This is a genomic window from Ectobacillus sp. OTK, from assembly GCF_059698935.1.
On the sequence record NZ_AP048547.1, the window covers coordinates 2,170,687 to 2,189,581 of the forward strand.

The 18,895-nt window shown below is 41.5% G+C and carries 23 protein-coding genes and 1 pseudogene; 11 read left to right on the forward strand and 13 right to left on the reverse strand.

Features of this window, described 5'->3' with window-relative positions:
• Positions 1–233 precede the first annotated feature (233 nt).
• From AC6HZ4_RS10500 to AC6HZ4_RS10520, 5 genes are all read right to left on the reverse strand, one after another.
• Positions 234–527: a hypothetical protein gene (locus AC6HZ4_RS10500; protein WP_497494926.1), complete on the reverse strand. Its 294-nt coding sequence runs from the start codon at positions 525–527 to the stop codon at positions 234–236.
• Positions 528–597: 70 nt separating this feature from the next.
• Positions 598–1,710 carry a citrate synthase gene (locus AC6HZ4_RS10505; RefSeq protein WP_497494927.1) on the reverse strand — a complete coding sequence of 371 codons (1,113 nt, stop codon included), beginning with the start codon at positions 1,708–1,710 and terminating at the stop codon, positions 598–600.
• A 92-nt stretch (positions 1,711–1,802) separates the two neighbouring features.
• The gene (locus AC6HZ4_RS10510) at positions 1,803–2,456 is read right to left on the reverse strand and encodes a CoA transferase subunit B (RefSeq protein ID WP_497494928.1); all 654 of its coding nucleotides are present in this window, start codon (positions 2,454–2,456) and stop codon (positions 1,803–1,805) included.
• 78 nt (positions 2,457–2,534) lie between these two features.
• Complete coding sequence (locus AC6HZ4_RS10515) at positions 2,535–2,732, reverse strand: Spo0E family sporulation regulatory protein-aspartic acid phosphatase (RefSeq protein ID WP_497494929.1); 198 nt, start codon at positions 2,730–2,732, stop codon at positions 2,535–2,537.
• 77 nt (positions 2,733–2,809) lie between these two features.
• Entirely contained in the window at positions 2,810–3,511 is a 702-nt protein-coding gene (locus AC6HZ4_RS10520; RefSeq protein ID WP_497494930.1) for a CoA transferase subunit A, read from the reverse strand.
• A 299-nt stretch (positions 3,512–3,810) separates the two neighbouring features.
• Between AC6HZ4_RS10520 and AC6HZ4_RS10525 the strand changes: the two genes are divergently transcribed.
• Positions 3,811–4,710: a LysR family transcriptional regulator gene (locus AC6HZ4_RS10525; protein ID WP_497494931.1), complete on the forward strand. Its 900-nt coding sequence runs from the start codon at positions 3,811–3,813 to the stop codon at positions 4,708–4,710.
• 131 nt (positions 4,711–4,841) lie between these two features.
• Here the strand turns inward: AC6HZ4_RS10525 and htpG are convergent, their stop codons facing one another.
• Positions 4,842–6,722 carry a molecular chaperone HtpG gene (gene htpG, locus AC6HZ4_RS10530; RefSeq protein WP_497494932.1) on the reverse strand — a complete coding sequence of 627 codons (1,881 nt, stop codon included), beginning with the start codon at positions 6,720–6,722 and terminating at the stop codon, positions 4,842–4,844.
• 358 nt (positions 6,723–7,080) lie between these two features.
• Here htpG and AC6HZ4_RS10535 point away from each other — a divergent pair, with 358 nt between their 5' ends.
• From AC6HZ4_RS10535 to AC6HZ4_RS10545, 3 genes are all read left to right on the forward strand, one after another.
• Positions 7,081–8,154 carry a PTS fructose transporter subunit IIC gene (locus AC6HZ4_RS10535; protein WP_497494933.1) on the forward strand — a complete coding sequence of 358 codons (1,074 nt, stop codon included), beginning with the start codon at positions 7,081–7,083 and terminating at the stop codon, positions 8,152–8,154.
• A 121-nt stretch (positions 8,155–8,275) separates the two neighbouring features.
• Positions 8,276–8,749, forward strand: coding sequence for a phage holin family protein (locus AC6HZ4_RS10540; RefSeq protein WP_497494934.1), 474 nt, complete (start codon positions 8,276–8,278; stop codon positions 8,747–8,749).
• A gap of 221 nt (positions 8,750–8,970) precedes the next feature.
• Positions 8,971–9,642, forward strand: coding sequence for a CPBP family intramembrane glutamic endopeptidase (locus tag AC6HZ4_RS10545; protein WP_497494935.1), 672 nt, complete (start codon positions 8,971–8,973; stop codon positions 9,640–9,642).
• A gap of 108 nt (positions 9,643–9,750) precedes the next feature.
• Here AC6HZ4_RS10545 and AC6HZ4_RS10550 read toward each other — a convergent pair whose 3' ends face one another.
• Complete coding sequence (locus tag AC6HZ4_RS10550; protein ID WP_497494937.1) at positions 9,751–10,386, reverse strand: SdpI family protein; 636 nt, start codon at positions 10,384–10,386, stop codon at positions 9,751–9,753.
• On the reverse strand, positions 10,387–10,665 hold the full coding sequence (locus AC6HZ4_RS10555) for an autorepressor SdpR family transcription factor (protein ID WP_497494938.1): 279 nt from the start codon (positions 10,663–10,665) through the stop codon (positions 10,387–10,389). It lies immediately after the preceding gene.
• 160 nt (positions 10,666–10,825) lie between these two features.
• On the opposite strand from AC6HZ4_RS10555, the gene AC6HZ4_RS10560 reads away from it, so the two are divergent.
• Positions 10,826–11,794, forward strand: a complete 969-nt coding sequence (locus tag AC6HZ4_RS10560) for an NAD(P)-dependent alcohol dehydrogenase (protein ID WP_497494940.1) — start codon at positions 10,826–10,828, stop codon at positions 11,792–11,794.
• Positions 11,795–11,814: 20 nt separating this feature from the next.
• Here the strand turns inward: AC6HZ4_RS10560 and AC6HZ4_RS10565 are convergent, their stop codons facing one another.
• On the reverse strand, positions 11,815–11,961 hold the full coding sequence (locus AC6HZ4_RS10565) for a hypothetical protein (protein WP_497494942.1): 147 nt from the start codon (positions 11,959–11,961) through the stop codon (positions 11,815–11,817).
• Positions 11,962–12,219: 258 nt separating this feature from the next.
• On the opposite strand from AC6HZ4_RS10565, the pseudogene AC6HZ4_RS10570 reads away from it, so the two are divergent.
• A pseudogene (locus AC6HZ4_RS10570) lies at positions 12,220–12,545 on the forward strand (nucleoside triphosphate pyrophosphohydrolase).
• A 73-nt stretch (positions 12,546–12,618) separates the two neighbouring features.
• On the opposite strand, the gene AC6HZ4_RS10575 reads toward AC6HZ4_RS10570, so the two are convergent.
• On the reverse strand, positions 12,619–12,789 hold the full coding sequence (locus tag AC6HZ4_RS10575; protein WP_497494943.1) for a hypothetical protein: 171 nt from the start codon (positions 12,787–12,789) through the stop codon (positions 12,619–12,621).
• Between the two features lie 164 nt (positions 12,790–12,953).
• Here AC6HZ4_RS10575 and AC6HZ4_RS10580 point away from each other — a divergent pair, with 164 nt between their 5' ends.
• Positions 12,954–13,208 (forward strand): DUF1292 domain-containing protein, encoded by a 255-nt coding sequence (locus AC6HZ4_RS10580; RefSeq protein WP_497494944.1) that lies wholly within the window; start codon positions 12,954–12,956, stop codon positions 13,206–13,208.
• A 90-nt stretch (positions 13,209–13,298) separates the two neighbouring features.
• Positions 13,299–13,451: a hypothetical protein gene (locus tag AC6HZ4_RS10585; RefSeq protein WP_497494945.1), complete on the forward strand. Its 153-nt coding sequence runs from the start codon at positions 13,299–13,301 to the stop codon at positions 13,449–13,451.
• A 92-nt stretch (positions 13,452–13,543) separates the two neighbouring features.
• Here the strand turns inward: AC6HZ4_RS10585 and AC6HZ4_RS10590 are convergent, their stop codons facing one another.
• Complete coding sequence (locus AC6HZ4_RS10590) at positions 13,544–14,197, reverse strand: YndM family protein (protein WP_497494946.1); 654 nt, start codon at positions 14,195–14,197, stop codon at positions 13,544–13,546.
• Between the two features lie 216 nt (positions 14,198–14,413).
• Here AC6HZ4_RS10590 and AC6HZ4_RS10595 point away from each other — a divergent pair, with 216 nt between their 5' ends.
• Positions 14,414–14,761 carry a hypothetical protein gene (locus AC6HZ4_RS10595; RefSeq protein WP_497494947.1) on the forward strand — a complete coding sequence of 116 codons (348 nt, stop codon included), beginning with the start codon at positions 14,414–14,416 and terminating at the stop codon, positions 14,759–14,761.
• A gap of 240 nt (positions 14,762–15,001) precedes the next feature.
• Positions 15,002–16,018 (forward strand): Gfo/Idh/MocA family protein, encoded by a 1,017-nt coding sequence (locus AC6HZ4_RS10600; protein WP_497494948.1) that lies wholly within the window; start codon positions 15,002–15,004, stop codon positions 16,016–16,018.
• Positions 16,019–16,065: 47 nt separating this feature from the next.
• Here AC6HZ4_RS10600 and AC6HZ4_RS10605 read toward each other — a convergent pair whose 3' ends face one another.
• Positions 16,066–17,244, reverse strand: a complete 1,179-nt coding sequence (locus AC6HZ4_RS10605; protein ID WP_497494950.1) for a GNAT family N-acetyltransferase — start codon at positions 17,242–17,244, stop codon at positions 16,066–16,068.
• A 175-nt stretch (positions 17,245–17,419) separates the two neighbouring features.
• Here AC6HZ4_RS10605 and AC6HZ4_RS10610 point away from each other — a divergent pair, with 175 nt between their 5' ends.
• Entirely contained in the window at positions 17,420–18,448 is a 1,029-nt protein-coding gene (locus tag AC6HZ4_RS10610; RefSeq protein WP_497494951.1) for a phosphotransferase, read from the forward strand.
• 181 nt (positions 18,449–18,629) lie between these two features.
• Here the strand turns inward: AC6HZ4_RS10610 and AC6HZ4_RS10615 are convergent, their stop codons facing one another.
• Complete coding sequence (locus AC6HZ4_RS10615) at positions 18,630–18,866, reverse strand: hypothetical protein (protein WP_497494953.1); 237 nt, start codon at positions 18,864–18,866, stop codon at positions 18,630–18,632.
• Between the last annotated feature and the right edge of the window lie 29 nt (positions 18,867–18,895).

Consider the following 18,895-nt stretch of genomic DNA (forward strand, 5'->3'; position numbering starts at 1 on the left):
TATTGCTGTAATTCAAACTTTCGTGTTTAAGCAAAAAGGAGCTCTTTAGTTTTTTAGTTATAATTCAGATGCTGTCTAAAGAATGCTTCAATTGTAGCAAATGTAATTGGAGGGCTATCTGTAAATGGAAGGGGACTATTTCAATTTAAAATCTTTGTTGAGACAACCATCAAATTGTTATAGATGATAAACGTAAAACCACGGAGAGAATATTTTTCTATCTCACCGTGGTTTTACTCGTAGCCCAATTGATAGTGGGAATGCGGAATAATAATGGGAAGGGAAGAAAAGCTCAGTTTTCCCGACGGAGTCATAATGCGACGGAATTCAACTTTTCCCTTTATTTTAATTTTGTCACCAATCTTATAATCTATTATTTCATCTTCAATAAGCATTGGAATTGTGTTAACACGATCGCCTTTTATCATGATTCCTTCATGAATATTAATAAATAAGATTAAATTAATTTTGTCATTTTCCCAATCTCGATACAATCGTTTCTTAAATACCTCTCCTACTATATTCAAGGCTTTGTCACTCCTGATTATTTGAATCTCATGCTTAGGCACTACTTATGAAATGTAGTTCAAAGCTTTTTTACTCTTTAAGAGAGGTTTCATGCTCCGTTGGTTGCTTGCCAATATATTTTGCTTCTGGACGAAAAATAGTATTGTCCATAGACTGCTCGATTGTATGTGCCGTCCAGCCAACCATTCTACTGACAGTAAAGGTAGGTGTAAACAAGGAAGAGGACATATTAATAGCTCTCATAACAGCAGCAGCATAAAATTCGACATTCGTATTGAGCCTTCTTCCAGGTTTATACTCATCAAGCAATTGAACAGCAAGTTTTTCAACATAACCGGCTAGTTCAAGCCATGGATCATCTGCCCCAATACGTTTTGTGATTTCACTAAGCGCTTCCGCCCGCGGGTCTCGTGTTCTGTAGACACGGTGTCCAAATCCCATGAGATATTCCTTTTTCTCTAGCTTTTGCCGAATCCATGTTTCTGCTTTTTTCTTATCCGTAATCTCATTTAACATATCAATTACTCCTGTAGGGGCGCCGCCGTGCAAAGGTCCTTTCATAGCTCCGATAGCTCCTGTTACCGCAGAAACCATGTCGGATTCTGTAGAGGCTACTACCCTTGCTGCAAATGTAGAAGCGTTCATTCCGTGCTCCATTGTTAAAATCATATAAGCTTCAAGCGCTTTTGTATGAGAGGGAGAAGAGCGTTTTCCTGTTAACATATATAAATAGTTTTCAACATGACCTAACTCCATGTTTGGTTGAATCAGCTCTTCACCGTTTATTTTTCGATAAATCATAGCTGTAATCGTAGGAATCAATGCTGTTAGCCGAATAGCCTGCTCAACAGTAGGCTTCCACCCGAATTCTTCTGTTCCTAAAGCGGATACAGCTGTGCGAATTTGGCTCATTATTTCCATGTTACATGGAAGCAGTTGAATTAATTTATATACGTGTGGAGGTAACGCGCGATGGTTTTTTAATAACTCAGAAATACTTTGTTTCTCAGTATCGTTCGGTAGGTATCCATACCATATTAAGTATGCTATTTCCTCGAAGGAAAAGTTTAAAGCTAATTCTTTCGCATCATAGCCCCTGTAAATTAATCTTCCTTGTTCTCCATCAACTAAGCTTATGGCAGTTTCTGCAGCCACTACATTTTTTAAGCCTTTTTGCAGCATCTAGAATCCCTCCTTCATTACTTAGCAATTAATCAACCTTAAACTTTGTTTCAAACTGCTTGCTGTTTGCTCCTGTTTTACATGTATATGAATTAATTTGTTAGTAACAACCCTGGCGAAACAGTAAACGATGCTTCCGTTTTTTCCTTTACTTCCTCCACTGTAACTCCCTCTTGCGTTTCTATAAGAACCATGCCAGCAGCTGTAAAGTCAAAGACGGCTAGGTCTGTAATTAAACGGTGTACGACTTGCTTTCCTGTTAATGGAAGAGTACATTCTTTTTTGATTTTAGATTCTCCGTGTTTGTTGACATGTTCCATAATTACAACAACTCGTTTTGCTCCATTCACAAGATCCATAGCTCCGCCCATGCCTTTAATCATTTTTCCGGGAATCATCCAGTTTGCCAAATCTCCTCCTTCAGAAACCTCCATTCCACCAAGAATAGCAAGGTCAATATGTCCCCCTCGAATCATGGCAAAGGATTCTGCACTATCAAAGAAGGAGGCTCCAGGAACTGTAGTGATTGTTTCTTTTCCTGCATTAATCAAGTCAGGATCTTCCTGTCCTTCCACAGGATAAGGACCTATTCCCAGCAGCCCATTTTCTGATTGGAGCAGTACATTAAAATCATTTGGAATTTCATTTGCTACAAGTGTTGGCATTCCTATACCTAGATTAACATTCATTCCATCTTGAATTTCTTGGACAGCACGTTTTACAATTTTTAAGCGAATGTCGTTCATACGTTTTCCTCCACTTACATTCATTTTTAATATTGAACTCAATTAAGCTGCTGCGACTGGTATGTCTAGGTTTGTCATCTACTGAAGCGGATTTTCTCTTTGTAAAGGATGAATCTCATATATGCGTTTTTGCCACATCGTAATTTTTCGGTCTAATAGTTGACTTATTTCTATAACCTCTGGATCGGAGAAGCCTTTCTTTTCCGCTAATTCATACATATCCTGGCGATAGCCATTGATACTTTTTCTTAAAGCTAATAACTCTCTCAAAAGCATTGAAAGTCCCCCTTTTCCAATTTCATTACAAATTGGCAATCTATAAGAACTAGAAATATGCTTGTTGTTAAAAAAACTTAAAGTGCCCTAACCGTACGGCGCTCAATTCTTTTGTTATAATTTGAACCAAGTAAGACACGTTGAACATAAATCCCAGGAGTATGAATTTCATCAGGGTCCAGTTCTCCCGCTTCCACAATTTCCTCTACTTCTGCGATGGTAGTTTTCCCTGCCATTGCAGCTAGGGGATTGAAATTTCTTGCTGTTTTTCGGTATATGAGGTTTCCTAGCTTATCGGCCTTCCATGCCTTTACAAAAGCAAAATCTCCTACAATTCCCTCCTCCAAAATATATGTCCTACCGTTAAACTCTTTGTGTTCTTTTCCCTCGGCAATAGGAGTTCCTACCCCTGTTGCTGTGTAAAAACCGGGAATTCCAGCTCCGCCTGCACGAATTCGTTCAGCTAACGTACCTTGAGGAACCAACTCGACTTCTAATTCTCCGCTTAGGAACTGCTGTTCAAAAATTTTATTCTCTCCCACATAGGAGGACACCATTTTTTTGATTTGGTTGTTAGCTAACAGAAGACCAAGTCCCCAATCATCGACTCCGCAGTTATTGCTTACAACTGTTAAATCCTTTGTTCCTCGCTCTTTTAGCGCATGAATTAGTTTCTCTGGAATGCCGGAAAGCCCAAATCCTCCAACAATCAAAGTGGCCCCATCCTGAATATCTTGAATGGCTTCGCTAAAAGAATTCATAACTTTGCTTTTCTTCATTAAGGATCTCCCTTTCGAATCATAATTGAGTAGTCGGAATTTTATTTTTAAATATGTGATTTCTAACAGATCTGCACTTCAAGTATGTTTGTTTTACAATCAAGAACTCATAGTTGCTTAAGCGGAAATAAGAGGTAGTAATGAGCGATGTGAATCACATTTGTGATGAATAGATTACCTTTTTATGGCAATTAAAACTTTTTTTGTTATATGTAAGAGTTTACATTCGATGTTTCTATAAGTAAAATGAATAAAAAGAATACTTTGTATAACTAATTCGAATAAAATAGGAGATAGAAATGGAGTTAAGAGATTTAAAATTCTTTATTGAAGTAGCAAACTACAAAAGTTTTACGAAAGCTGCATCACATTCCTATTTATCTCAGCCTGCATTAAGCAAAGCAGTTAAGAAGCTGGAAGAGGAGCTTCATGTCGAATTATTCGATCGTTCTAGACGTCAATTAAAATTAACCGACGCCGGTAAAATTGTGTATCAGCAAGGAATAAAGATATTGTCATCCTTGTCTGAATTAACAACACTTTTAGATGAATTAATAAACATAGAAGCGGGCGAAATTAAAATTGGGATCCCTCCCTTGATAGGAACCTTGTTTTTCCCGTCTATCGCTAGAAATTTCAATGAACAGTACCCAAAGGTAGTCTTAGAACTAGTGGAGCTTGGGGCAAAGCTTATAGAGGATTTAGTGGAGGAGGGGCAAATAGATGTAGGGATTGTCGTCTTACCGAGCGACGAAACTAAATTTAATATTAGCCCTTTTGTAAAAGATGAATTCGTTTTATATATTCATAAAGATCACAATCTAGCACAGCAGCATGCTATATCTTTACATCAACTAAAGGATGAAAAATTTATCCTTTTTTCACGTGAATTTGCGTTACATGACTACATTAGACGAGAATGTGTAGCCTCTGGTTTTACACCCGCCGTCTCCTATCAAAGTTCCCAATGGGATTTGATCATTGAGCTTGTGGCTTCGCAACTAGGGATTGCCATTCTTCCTAAGTCTATCTACTATAAACAAAATAACCCTAATATTAGGATTGTTCCATTAAGAAGTCCGACTCTAATTTGGGAACTAGGGATTATTACAAAAAAAGATTCCTATCATTCGTTTGCTTTGAGAGAGCTATTAAAGCAGCTTACAGAAGGGAATGTTTATGAATCGTTCTCTGTCTAAAATACGAAGGATATGCCCTATCTATGTTTACATGCTATCACTTTCTCTACAATCGGAAAAAAGCAGTGTCTCGTCATGATAAGACACTGCTTTTTTCCTTGATACAGTTAATGAGTAATTTCTCTTGAATATTACACCATAATCTTGCAGATATCGTTTGTAAACTCTACCGGATCATGGATTGGCAATCCTTCAATGAGAAGAGCTTGATTATATAGCAGGCTTGTATATAAAGCGAGCTTCTCTTTATTATTCGCAAAGGCATCCTTTAACGATTGGAATACCTCATGATTTGGATTAATTTCCAGTACCTTATCTGCTTGGACATTTTGGTTGTTTGGCATGGATTTTAGTATTTTTTCCATTTCGATTGTGACTTCGCCCTCTGTGGATAAACATACAGGATGCGTCTTCAATCGCTTGGATACCCGTACATCCTTTACCTTGCCTGCTAAAATGTCTTTCATATAATCAAAGAGCTCTTTGTTTTCATTCTGCTGCGCATCTGTATCCTGTCCAGTTTCCTCTGCTTCAATTCCTAGGTCGCCGCTGGAGACAGATTTGAATTCCTTCTCCTTGTATGTCATGAGCATCTTGATTGCGAATTCATCAATGTCATCAGTGAAATATAAAATCTCATAGCCTTTCTCGAGCACGAGCTCAGTCTGCGGCAGCTTTTCGATTCTTTCATAGGATTCCCCGGAAGCATAGTAAATGTATTTTTGATCCTCAGGCATTCTCGATACATATTCATCTAAGGTTACCAGCTTTTTCTCCTTAGAAGAGTAGAACATCAATAAGTCCTGCAAGACGTCTTTATTGGTGCCGAAATCGCTATATACGCCAAATTTTAATTGTCTGCCAAAGGAGTTGTAAAATTCTTCATACTTTTCGCGCTCATCTTTTAATAAGCTTTGCAGCTGATTTTTGATTTTACTCTTAATATTTTTAGCAATAAGCTTCAACTGTCGGTCATGCTGCAGCATTTCTCTTGAAATGTTCAGAGACAAATCCTCCGAGTCGACCATTCCTTTGACAAAGCTGAAATAGTCGGGAAGGAGATCTGCGCATTTGTTCATAATCAATACGCCATTGGAATACAGCTCCAATCCCTTTTCATATTCCTTTGTATAATAGTCAAACGGAATTTTCTCCGGGATGAATAAAATCGCATTGTATCTTACAGCGCCGTCGACACTGATATGGATATGTTTGATTGGCTTATCAAAACCGTAATGCTTCTCCGCATAAAATTTCTCATAATCTTCAGAAGTGAGTTCTTTTTTGTTTTTTCTCCAAATCGGAACCATGCTATTGATTGTCTGTTCTTCGCGATACTCTTCGAACTCATTGTCGCTGCCTTCTTTACGTCTTCTTCCGGTCACATCCATTTTAATTGGGTAGCGAATGAAGTCAGAGTATTTTTTTATGATCGCTTTTAATCGATACTCTTCTAAATACTCATCATAGTTTTCATCCTCTGAATTCTCTTTCAGCTTTAGAATAATCTCTGTACCAACTGAATCCTTCTCACACGGCGCAATCGTGTATCCATCTGCACCTGTAGACTCCCACTTATACGCTTCATCGCTGCCTAAAGCCTTGCTGATAACAGTCACAACGTCAGCAACCATAAAAGCGGAATAAAACCCAACCCCGAATTGGCCGATGATATCATACCCATCCTTCAATTCATTTTCATTTTTAAATGCTAAAGAGCCGCTCTTGGCAATCGTTCCAAGGTTATGCTCAAGCTCTTCCTTTGTCATCCCGATACCAGTATCCGAGATTTTTAATGTTCTGTCGTCTTTATCCGCAACTACTTTTATGTAGTAACTGTCCTTATCAAACTGTAAGCTTTCATCGGTTAATGCTTTGTAATAGATTTTATCGATCGCATCGCTGGCATTCGAAATTAATTCTCGTAAAAAGATCTCCTTTTGAGAATAAATGGAGTGAATCATCATGTCTAACAGTCTTTTAGATTCTGCTTGAAACTGCTTTTTTTCCATATAAAATTTCTCCCTTCCATTTACAAATTCATACTAAACTGTAAAGCCCGATGCCTCATCGATTAGCACTCTAATGGTGTGAGTGCTAACCATTATTTTATTATCATAGAATATAGCTTTTGTCAATATGTCTGTATTGGTAGGAAAGTAAGGAAAAATCCAAACAAAGATCCGAGTTCGTAAAGAAAAGTAACTTTTTGCATTTCGAAAAAGAACTTCTCCATAAGTAAAAAATATTATGTAAAAAGGTCTCTTTTGCACGATGTGATGGACCAATGACTGAAACCATATATGGACTCAGTCAAGGAGATCTCATATACATTTCATCTGAAAACCGACCACCTTAGAGGAGGATTATATGAAAAGAATTGGGCTAGTTAAAAGGAGTTCGAAGGGGAAAGCAAGTATGTACCTCAACATGTATCAGCATCTCATGAATGGCGTTTCCCGTACCCTTCCATTTATTGTATGTACCGGTATTTTACTTGCTTTTTCTTATATGTTTCGTTTGACGATATTGAACTATCCCCATTCACCGCAGGAGGGATTTACTGAAAAATTGATTTCCATTACAGCGAATGCGAATCAAGCCGTTCAGTTTATTATCCCGGTACTGTCAGGCTTTATTGCGATGAGTATCGCAGGGCGATCAGGTTTAATTGTAGGTTTGGTTGGCGGCTTCATCGCATTGATAAGCGGTCAAGGCTTTATAGGGAGCATAATTGCTGGTTTTCTTGCCGGATACACAATTATAGGACTTAGACAATTAAGCAGCAAGCTTCCGCAAGCGGTAAATACCTTAAGACCAGTGTTGCTATATCCTTTGTTTGGGCTGATATTTACGTGTCTCATCATGATGTATGTCACGATTAACCCGGTAAAGGGAATAAATGATGCATTTATGATTTGGCTTCAGGACTTAGGAACAGATCATCTTATACTTCTAGGATTACTCCTTGGCGGGATGATGGCAATTGATATGGGCGGCCCCATTAACAAAATCGCATTTACCTTTGGTATTACCATGCTCCATACCGGTAACTATGCCCCGCAAGCAGCCATTATGGCAGGCGGCATGGTGCCTCCGTTAGGCCTTGCTCTCGCAACAACATTCTTTCCTGCAAAATTTACCAGGGAGGAACGGAGGGCAGGAAAAATATGCTACATCATGGGAGCATCCTTTATTACAGAAGGCGCTATTCCATTCGCTATAAAAAATCCAGTTTGCATTGTTCCGGGCTGCATCATTGGTTCAGCAATAGCTGGATTGCTAGCAATGTTATTTCATATTGGATTGCCGGCTCCTCACGGCGGTATATTGGTAATCCCGATTGTAACAGGAAATCCATTTTTATATCTCATAGCAATTCTAACTGGATCTTTTGTAACCGCTGTCATAGTTGGGGTTCTTAAACAAAAACCAATGATGTAATGGGATTCTCGTATGCAGGATGCTCAACAAAACGAAGGGGTTCTCCTTTGTTTTGCTTATGAGGTAATTATAATCGTTATCTATGTTTCTTTCATCTCTTGGTCAAGGAGGGAGAAAGTGTGTGTATTTGCAAGGCATCAGTTTTGTGCCAGCTTTAACATGGTTAGGGGAATTTGGCTCATGGTTATTTGGCACTTGGGACGAAAGCTTAAAGATTTTGTGTGTGCTAGTGCTTATTGATTATTTCACAGGCTTTACCAAAGGGATTCTATTGGGCAAAGTATCAAGCAGGATTGGCTGGAAAGGAATTTTCAAAAAAGCACTTATATTTATCGCAATTATTGTTGCCCATCTATTCGACAAAATCCTGTTTGAAGGTGCAAATGTAATTATATCAAGTGATGCTGCCTTAGGTGTATTCAATGAATCAGGAATGATTCGAACTCTCACTATTTGGTTTTATGCAGCAAACGAAGCGATCTCCATTATTGAGAATCTACAAGAAAGCGGTGTGAGAATCCCGAAGTTTGTTGAAAAAATAATAAGAGATTTAGAGGAACGGTTGAATGATAGGGGAGAAGACAATAAAGATTGAGAAATCTATAACTTCTGAAATGAAAAATATCCGTAAGGTCCCATTCTGGTAAAGAACGGGACTTTTTATATTGAGGGAGCAGATGGGCATATGAAGCTTAGCACGGCATAGCGACGGGGTGTATGCAAAAAGATCGAGTCAATATCTATCTTAAGGTGGATGTTTTTTTTCTTGTAATATATTACACTAATATATAAAAGAAATGCGATAGAAGGGATACAATGATAACGGAACAGAAACTGATTCAAGAAACTGTAGAAAAGCAGGAAAAGCGAACCGTTATAGAGGCTGCCGTTCTTGCTGGCATATTGCTTATATGCGCTTTGTTCTTTCCTGCATTGAAGGGGCTAGCGGCACTTGTCGTGATTGTATATGTATTTGTTGAACGGCGGATTAGACGGCGGACGATGGCAGAGATCGGTTTTCAGCCTGAGAATATGCTGTGGGATCTTATACGAATGGCGCCCCTCATCATACTCGTCGGAGTTGCTTTGCAACTGGCTTTCTTTTTTTGCTGGAAGCTATGGATGCCAGAGATGCTCGCACATATTCAAAGCAGATTGCCAGTAGATGCTGCATTAGAGCCAAAGGTCATTCTAACAATCCTTGTGGCGACATTTGGAGAGGAAATCACATTCCGCGTTTTGTTCCAGCAGCGATTTAGCCGCTTTATCGGGCTGCCGGCAGCTATTGCGATTTCCTCCGTAATCTTTGCGGTTGTCCATTTCTCCAGCGGGCCGTGGAGCATCGTCGGGATGGATATGCTTGCAATTGTTGTGGACAGCATTATATACGGAATCATTTTCGCAAAAACAAGAAATATCTATGCCTCGTGGACGGCACATGCACTGGCGGACCTGGTAGCGCTGGGGTTATTAATGTATGCCGTATAAACAGGTAATTTGCATGCACAGAAACAGAAAAGCAGTGCATAGCGCTATCAGATGTGTTTGCTCAATGAAAAAGGGGAAAACGTAAAAAAGCGGCTGCCCGAGCCGCTTTTAATTTGAAAGTTTTTTGTAATACAGATAGGAGGCGACAAACGGAACACCTGCCGTGCTGATGACCGCAACAATAAATAAGGAAATTTTCCACATAGTTGGAAGAAAGGCAGCAATGATCATCAGAATGCCGGCAAGTACGAACATTTTAGCGCCGAGCCGGTTTGTGTAGCGCCATATCTCATCATTTTGCAGCGCCCACGGCGTGCGGATTCCGATAAAATAGTTGGATTTTACACGCTGCGTATAGTTGCCAACTATAATGAATAGTATGCCGATCAATAGCGGCATCACAAAGTCGATCGGTACCTCATAGCCTGCACCATTTAGGATGATCATACCGTACATGATAACGAAAAAGGTTAAGATAGCATGGATCATTGTATCGTAGCTGCCTCGAAACTTAGTATAATTCTCCTTGCGCGGATCTATTTTTGGAGTGATGGTCCGCAGCACATATAATACAACCGCAATAAGCGGAACTCCGAAAATGACGCTATACTTGCTGCCGTAGCCGTCTATTTCTCCTTGCCAATTCCAATGCATCGGCACTGTCTCCGGCAGATTGAAATAGCCCCATGCTCCTATCGCCACTGTAAGCAAAGCAAGAATGACCGTATATACACGGCTTTTCATTTACTCCTCATCCTCTCTCCCGGTTTTATGCGAAACATCAAGCAGCCACTTCATCACATCTTGCAGCACTGTCGTATTCAGCGAATAATAGATAAACTGCCCTTGTCGTTCATCCTGCACGAGATCAGCGCTCTTCAAGATGTTCAAATGATGCGACAAGCTCGGCTTGGTAATGTTAAAATGCTCAGCCAGCTCTCCAGCCGTGCGGTCCCTCACCTTCAGCAAATCAAGAATTTGCCTTCGCGTCGGGTCCGAAAGAGCCTTGAATGTCTCATTCATCGAAAACAACCCCTTAGATATTTAGATAATTATCTAACTATCTAAAGTATATGTGAAAAGCAGTAAAAAGTCCACGGCATCTTTCCTGTTTTTTTACAATAGGCTATAAAGGAGGGCGTGCTATCATGAACAGATGAGAATGAGTGGTGGAGGAATGCTTATGAAAGCTATATTTTATAACAAATATGGTCCACCTGATGTTCTTGAATTAACAGAGGTGGAAAAACCTATTCCTAAGGACAATCAAGTACTGGTAAAAATTCATGCAGCATCCGTGAATTATGGCAACCTGGTTCTTTTGAAAGGAGAACCATTCCTAGCCCGCTTTGTTTTCGGTCTTCTAAAACCAAAATACTCGATACCCGGAGGTGACATAGCAGGCCGGGTTGAAGCAGTCGGCAAAGATGTTAAGCAGTTTCAACCAGGCGATGATGTATTTGGAGACCTATCTGGCTCTGGCTGGGGCGGTTTTGCCGAATATGCAGCTGTTCCCGAAAATGCACTAGCATTAAAACCAGCCAATATGTCCTTTGAGGAAGCTGCTGCGGTACCTATGGCGGGAGTCACAGCCTTACAGGGTCTACGGGATAAGGGCAAGATTCAGCCGGGACAGAAGGTATTGATTCATGGCGCCTCTGGTGGTGTGGGGACTTTCGCAGTACAGATCGCCAAATCATTCGGGGCTGAGGTAACTGGTGTGTGCAGCACAAGAAATTTAGACATCTTGCGATCGATTGGAGCAGACCATGCCATTGACTATACAAAGGAAGATTTTACCCAAAAAATGCAGAGCTATGACCTGATTCTAGCTGTTAATGGACATCAACCAATTTCAGCTTATAAGCGGGCATTAAGTCCCAATGGAATTTTTGTTCATGTCGGAGGTTCCGAGGCTCAAATGTTTCAAGCCCTGGTCCTAGGGCCTTGGATTTCAATGACCGGGAGTAAGAAAATGGGCAACATGCTGCAAAGAGCAAACCAAAAGGATCTGATTTATATGAAAGAACTTCTTGAAGCCGGCAAAGTAAAACCAGTTATTGATAGACGTTATAAATTGAGTGAAGTACCCGAAGCTCTCAGATATTTTGAAGAAGGACACGCTCAAGGAAAAGTTGTCATCACTGTGTGAAAAAAAGGGAAGGCACACGCTTAGATAACAGCAGTTGTTTGGTGCGGCATATCATAGCGGTTAGGGATTACAACATCTTCAAAACAGGTCGTATCCTCGATGGAGAACACAAGCTGCCAATTGATCTGCCGCGTTTCTATTTTCCAAATAGCTGTGCCTCTTTTCATATGTTACTCTGGCATTCCTTTGCCCCGTCTTCAGTAACAGAGGACGGATAGCACGTATACTGCTGATAGGCTTTGCAGGTGAGGGCAAAGAGGAGAGAAAGAATTGCAATCATCACGAGTTTGTTTAGCATGGGAATCATCTCTGTATAAGAATATGAAGGCAGATGTAAAAATATTTAGTATATATGATAATACGTACGGAATGGGATTTTTGGTATGATAGAACTAGAAAATAGACTAGTGGAAGGGGCAAACACTATGCCAATTTACAATAAACTCGTACGAGATCACATTCCGGCGGTCATTGAGCAGGCAGGAAAAACATGTACAACAAGAATATTAGAAGAAGTGAATACATACAGGAATTGAAGAAGAAAAGTCAGGAGGAGCTGACGGAGTACCTGCAGGCATCTGATGACGAAAGCGCGCTCGAAGAACTAGCCGATTTGTTGGAAATTATGCATGCATTGGCGAAGTGCCATGGTGCTGGCATAGAAGAGGTGGAGCGCATTCGGGAGAAAAAGGCTGAGGAGCGCGGCGGGTTTGCAGAGAAGGTTTTCTTAATTGAGGTGCGGGATTTTTAGGATGTGATGTTAGAGAAACAAGGGAACACTTTAACTTCTTGTGTCCCCCATGAAAGTGTTACTGTAAACCCGCTTATTTAGACTTTCCCTTCTTCATAGCCTCACCCAGCCGCTCCGCATTCTCTAACCCGCTTTCGCTAAATGCGTTATCGCTGCTGAGACGGCCGCGAATTGGACCGCCCTCTACATCCTTATCTCTTTTGTTTATCGATTGACTTGAATTGCTTCCGTTCATTTTTGCCATCTGCTTTCCTTCTTTCATCCGTGAATTCCTTTATATTGTCTGCTGTTTTTCTTCCTGTATACCTGATTTTCTATTTGCTGATTGCCTGCTGCCGGTTCCTCGCCTGATAACCTTTCGAGGTGAAGGGAATAGTATGCGTAAGAACTTTTAGTGAGGTGAGGACTATGATGCGTGATGAACCGAGAGATTATATTACGGTTGAAGATGACCGGGGCAATCGGAAGGATTTTGCTGTTGAAGCATTGTTTGATATGAATGATGAATCCTATGCGCTTCTAGCAGCTGAGGATGAAACAATCGTAATGAAGATTGAGGGAGAGGAAGGGGACCAGTACCTAGTAGGGATTTCTGACCCTTCGGAAAGTGAAGCAATTTTGGCTGCGTACCAAATTGCCGTGGAGCATGCGCCTGCAGAGTAAGCAGATCCGCCCGTCTGCTATGCTCAGACAAAAAGTGTAAGGTATGTATCGATAGGATAAGAAAAAAATAAGGAGGAAAAGGGGGCTATCATGATGAATAATCAACGAATTCCAGAGCATAAGCTGAACTTTACAACGACAGCAGGCCAAGCTGTTGAAAATATGGCAAGCAATGAATTTTCTAAGGCTGCTGCTTCAGAAAAACCATCCACAAAGCAAGGGAATATAAATCAAGGGAAGTAGTGCGCGGTATGATTGGGCAGGGACTCTGTTTCCTGCCTTTTCTGTTTAAAAGCTTTGGTCCGGTTCTGTACAGAACCGGACCAAAGCATCTCTTACTCGTTATTTTCCTCATTTATTCGTTTGGCATTTGTCTTAACATCATTTTGTTCTTCCGCAAATTCTGTTATATATTGATGATTCATATGTCTAGGCTCTGTCGTTTCCTGATTGATTGGTTTGGCGTTTATCTTAGCGTCATTTTGTTCCCCTGCAAACTCTACTGTGTATTGCGTATTTGTACGTGTAGGCATTGTTGCTTCTTTATTTATTAGCTTGTTGGTTGTCTTAAAGTCGTTTTGTTCTTCCGCAAACTCTGTTGCATATTGGAGATTCATATTTCTAGGCTCTGCTTCTTCCCTTTGATCGAATACAAATCTTTTCATAAACATGTGGAACAGAATTTCGGCAGCTGTGATTCCAAGTGCAGCGAAGAAGGTGGCGAGTGTAAGGAATCGTGCTGGACCAATGAACACGTAGTTGAGCACCCAAACGGTGACGAAGGAAAGCCCGAAGTCTGCCATGAGTGCCTTCATATTCCCAAGCCGCGGCAGGAGGAATAAATCCCCTAAAACGTAGGTTGCTGCAGCTGTAATGATTGTGATGAGAAGTATTCTAGTGAGCGATGCGTGTTCGAATGCACCCAGAATGGAAAACAAAACCGTGCCGACAGCAGCAAATTTCACGAGTAATGCCATGAGATGTTTCATGTTCAGCCCTCCATTATTCTTGCGGAAAATTCCTTTCTTAATATTCCTAATCGGATCCGAAAATAATCTGTATCCACTCATTATCCATCATTGGATGAAACTGTATGGAACTTGCAGTATTATGTAAAACATGAATACCTTGCACAGAAGGCAGCGGTATATTCCAACATGCTTAGGCAACTCTAAAGATGACTTTACAACCAGGGAGGTCTTTATATGCACACAATGCAGCATGGGATGCAGCAGCTGAACCAATGTCGTATGATTGCGCAGCAAATGATTCAACAAACGCAGCAAGCGAGTCAAATGTACCGCCAGATGATGCAAAACGAACAGCAAAATGCAATGATGCTTGAGCAAATGGCGCAGCGCGAGCGTCAGGCCGTTCAAACGATCCAGCAAAGTTTGCAAGGACATGAGATGGCGGTCCAACGCTGCCAGCAAATAATTGCCATGTGCAACCAAATGGAACAACAGCTTACATCACAGCCGATGATGCCAATGGCACACATGACACCAATGACGCAAATGCAAGGCGGATTCCATCAGCCGTTCCAACACTAGAATGTAAAAAAGGGAAGAGGGGAATGCCTCTTCTCTTCTTGTTTCCTGTTGTTGTAATAAGAGATAGCCCCTGAAATATTCGGAACCTTTCGGATGTTTCAGGGGCTATCTCTTTAGATGCTGTGCTATGTAATAATGGCTAGCGATACTAAAGCGAGATAAAGGATAAGGACACCTGTATGAAGAAGTCTTAACGAGGCTTGTAAATAGGGCAGCATTGTGTGATAGGGGGAGAATTTTGTGATGAAACATAAAATTGTTGTAGCCGGATGCGGCAGTATGTCAAATACTTGGCTCGATTACGCGGCAGAGCGGGAAAATGCCGAAATTACAGGACTTGTTGATGTGAATGTGGATGCAGCCAAATCAATGGCTGAGAAACGGGGCTTACAGGTTCCTGTGTTCTCTGATGTAGCACAGGCTCTTGCGGAAACGGATGCAAATCTTCTGTTTGATATTACCATTCCTGCAGCGCATAAGCAGGTTGTGACGACAGCATTGGAAGCAGGATGTAATGTATTTGGGGAAAAGCCAATGGCAGAGTCGATGGAAGATGCAAAAGAAGTGCTGCAGGTAGCTGAAAAAACAGAGAAAAAGTATGCGGTTATGCAAAACCGCAGATATTTGAAGCAAATCCGTGCATTTCGGGATCTATTATCAAGTGAAGCTATTGGCACAGTCGGTTCCATCCATGCGGATTTCTTCCTTGGTCCGCATTTTGGAGGATTTCGGGATATGATGGATAGCCCGCTTATTGTGGATATGGCCATACATACATTTGACCAGGCTCGTTTTATTACGGGTGCGGATCCAGTTTCCGTCTATTGTCACGAATTTAATCCTCCAGGCTCCTGGTATAAAGGGAATGCATCTGCAATCTGTATTTTTGAGATGAATGACGGCTCGGTTTTTTCCTATCGCGGCTCTTGGTGTGCTGAAGGTTTCAATACCTCATGGGAGGCGGACTGGCGTGTAACTGGAAGCCGAGGGACTGCCCTTTGGGATGGCATGAATCTGCCGGTCTGTGAGGTTATAGATCCATCCCGCCCGGCTGAATTTCTAAATCCGGTGAAAAGGGTGGAGGTCCCAAGCAATTGGGAGGGGCAGGAAGGTCATTGGGGCTGCTTGGATGAAATGTTTGCCTCGCTTGAGCAGGGCCGGCTGGCAGAAACGGATTGCAGCGATAATATTAAAAGCATGGCGATGGTATTTGGTGCATTAGAAAGTGCAAGGAGCGGCAAAAAGGTTTTGTTATGAAATTTATATCAGGCGAATGATAGATTTCATTCGCCTGATATTGATTTTTAGAAAAAATCGAGCAAATAGGTTGTGGTAACAGGGATGATCGCTTCCAGCTGTACCATTTGCTCATCGGTTCCGATTAATCTGCCGTAGCGCTGCAGAGCTTTCGGCCTTTGATAGCCGATCATCATAGCGGTCAGTGTCTGAATATCACAGCTTAGAGCAGCCAAACTCTCTTTTAGTTGATATTCCTGTCTATTTACGGCAGCGTGTCCATCTTTATTTACTGTTATGTGCCAATGGCCATTATTCCACGGTGCATATTCATCTTTTACTTCCAGTATCCATTCCGCAGCAGTGCTAGATGGCTGAAAGCGATATTGCTCCAAAAATGATTTCACATCCACAATCCGCGCCATAAAATAAGGTACGGTCTCCTGCTTAATTCGCGGATTCGGCAGCAAAAAAGGAAGCGCATCATCAACGGGTGCAGTCAAGACAGCCTTGTCTGCCATTGAGTCATGGTTAGCTAAAAATGTCCAAAGTCCCTGCCTCGCTTCTTCGTCAAGAAAGACGAATTCATGAACTGTCAGCTCCCGCTGCTTCACCTGATAGAGCACATAGCCGCTAGGTGTTCCGGTTGCTTGAAAATAAACAGCTGCATGCCCCTTTTTGCGGCGGAATACCGAGGTTTCCCACCATTCCTTCGTGCGTCGCAGCGTTCCATTATAGCGGGAAGCATATTCCTCGTATATTCCGCTCAGCAGCTCGATATTCCCTGTATGCCGCTCGATATAGCCTCCTGTTTCTTTTCTTTTTGGAAACAGTGCTGTTTCTATCTCATACCGCTTATAGTCGATATAGGTTTCCCAGCCGTATTTGCGGTAAAACTCAAATGCAAACGGTACGAGAAAAGAAAGAGTTTGCCCGTTCTCCTTCATCTGTTCTAGTGTATGTGTAAGCAAGCTCGCGACCAATCCTTGCCGGCGCAGCTCTGGCCAGGTGGAAACACCGGCAATGCCTCCCATAGAGAATACTTTGCCGTTTAGATAGGTTTCCAGCGGGATGAGCGTTAATTGCGCAGCTAATCGATCTTGAATAAACAATCCCCATGCTTCTTCTGGTTTAAATCGGGATCTTGCTTCAGCCATTTCCTTTTCAGTTAGTTCATATTGAAAAGCATACTTAGATAGTTCCATACGTTCAGTAAATTCTTGCACGGTCAACTGGCGGATTTCCATTTTCAAGGTCACCTCGTTCCATTCGTTAAACTAGTAAACAAGTAAATATTCCATTTTTGCCGCTTTGTTTCCTGCGAGATGGGAAAGTATATACATGGGTAGTATTTTTTTCGGTAAAATGATAGACTTGCTTCAAATATAGGATTGTAAAAACATGTAAAGGAAGCGGGACCATATGAAACAAGAGCAAGCATATATAGATGAAATTCTTGCCCGTTTTTTCCCTAAGGGAAGCTGGAGGACATGGATAGGGGGGGCTGGCGTAAACAATACGACTCGATTTGTGGAGATGCACGATGAGCGTTATGTGCTTCGCATTTATGAAACCCATCAGGATGAGGATAAGGTGCAGTATGAACATAGCGTGTTGCTTGCTTTAAAGGAGCTGCCTCTTGCATTTGGCATACCGGAGCCAATTGAAACGCCAGAAGGAGATACGATCGTGAGAACGCGGGACGGCAAGATTGCCGGGTTATTCCGCTTTTTAGATGGTGTGAATCCAACCCTTGATGAGCCGGCTCAGCTTTATTCGTTTGGGCGGGCAACCGGTCAATTGACCCGTTCTTTTGCGGGGATACAAATGAAGCAACGCCCGGTTTACAGGCCGTACTATGAAATTGAGAACACCCATCCACGTTGTTCGCTGCAAGAGGTGATACGCTTTTGCACGAGACCTCCGGCTGATTTTACGGAGCAAACTTCCGAACTTCTCCATATTTCCAAGCAGCTTGCAGCGTTCCAGAAGAGTGTTCCCATGCTGAAGCAGCTGCCGCATCAGCTCGTTCACGGGGACTTGAACGCATCCAATATCCTAATAAACGAAGACGGCAAGGTCTCAGCGGTACTAGATTTTGAATTTGTTACACATGATTTGCGGGGGATGGAACTGGCTGTTTGCTTAGCTGATTTCATTCGCCCCGGTCAGAATGAAGCAATAATCTGGACAAAAATTGCTGCCTTTCTAGCAGGGTATGGCAGCGTGATGAAGCTGACGGAACCAGAAATACAGATGATACCGCTCCTTATCCAGCTTCGGAGACTCGATGTTTTTCTCCATTTTCTCGGTCGTTATTGGGACGGAATTGATTCGGCTGCTACTGTCCAAAAGTATATATATGAGGCCGTTAGAAGAGCGGATTGGCTAACTGTGCATCAAGATAAGCTGATTTCGATGTGTATGGATGATTTGTTAGATAAACAATGAGACTGACAGACTTCGCCATAGCCTCAGTCATTATAAAAACACCATGCAGATCTTTTTTATGTTCTGAATGGTGTTTTTTACATAATTAGTATTAAGTTAGAATGAAATAAACGAACCTTATTTACTATCAGCATCTATTAGCCAGACATCAGGCCCTGCTTCACCGCACACAGGTCCGCATTTAGCCTTTTATAGTCTTAACTACTTTCTTTAAGAAGTCTATTTGGAGTTTGTATTGATCGAGCATATTTTCAAAAGTAATTTTGGTTAATTCATTGATTTCGATAAACCGTGATTTAGTCCTTTGCCCCGCTTCGATTTCTTCCATTTTGGTTTGAAGCCCTTGTATTTGAGCTTCTATCGCTTCAACGATACAGTCTGGTTCTGTATGTAGCTTCAGTCTGCCATGCATTTTCATATATATGAAACATGTAAGCTTTGGAATCC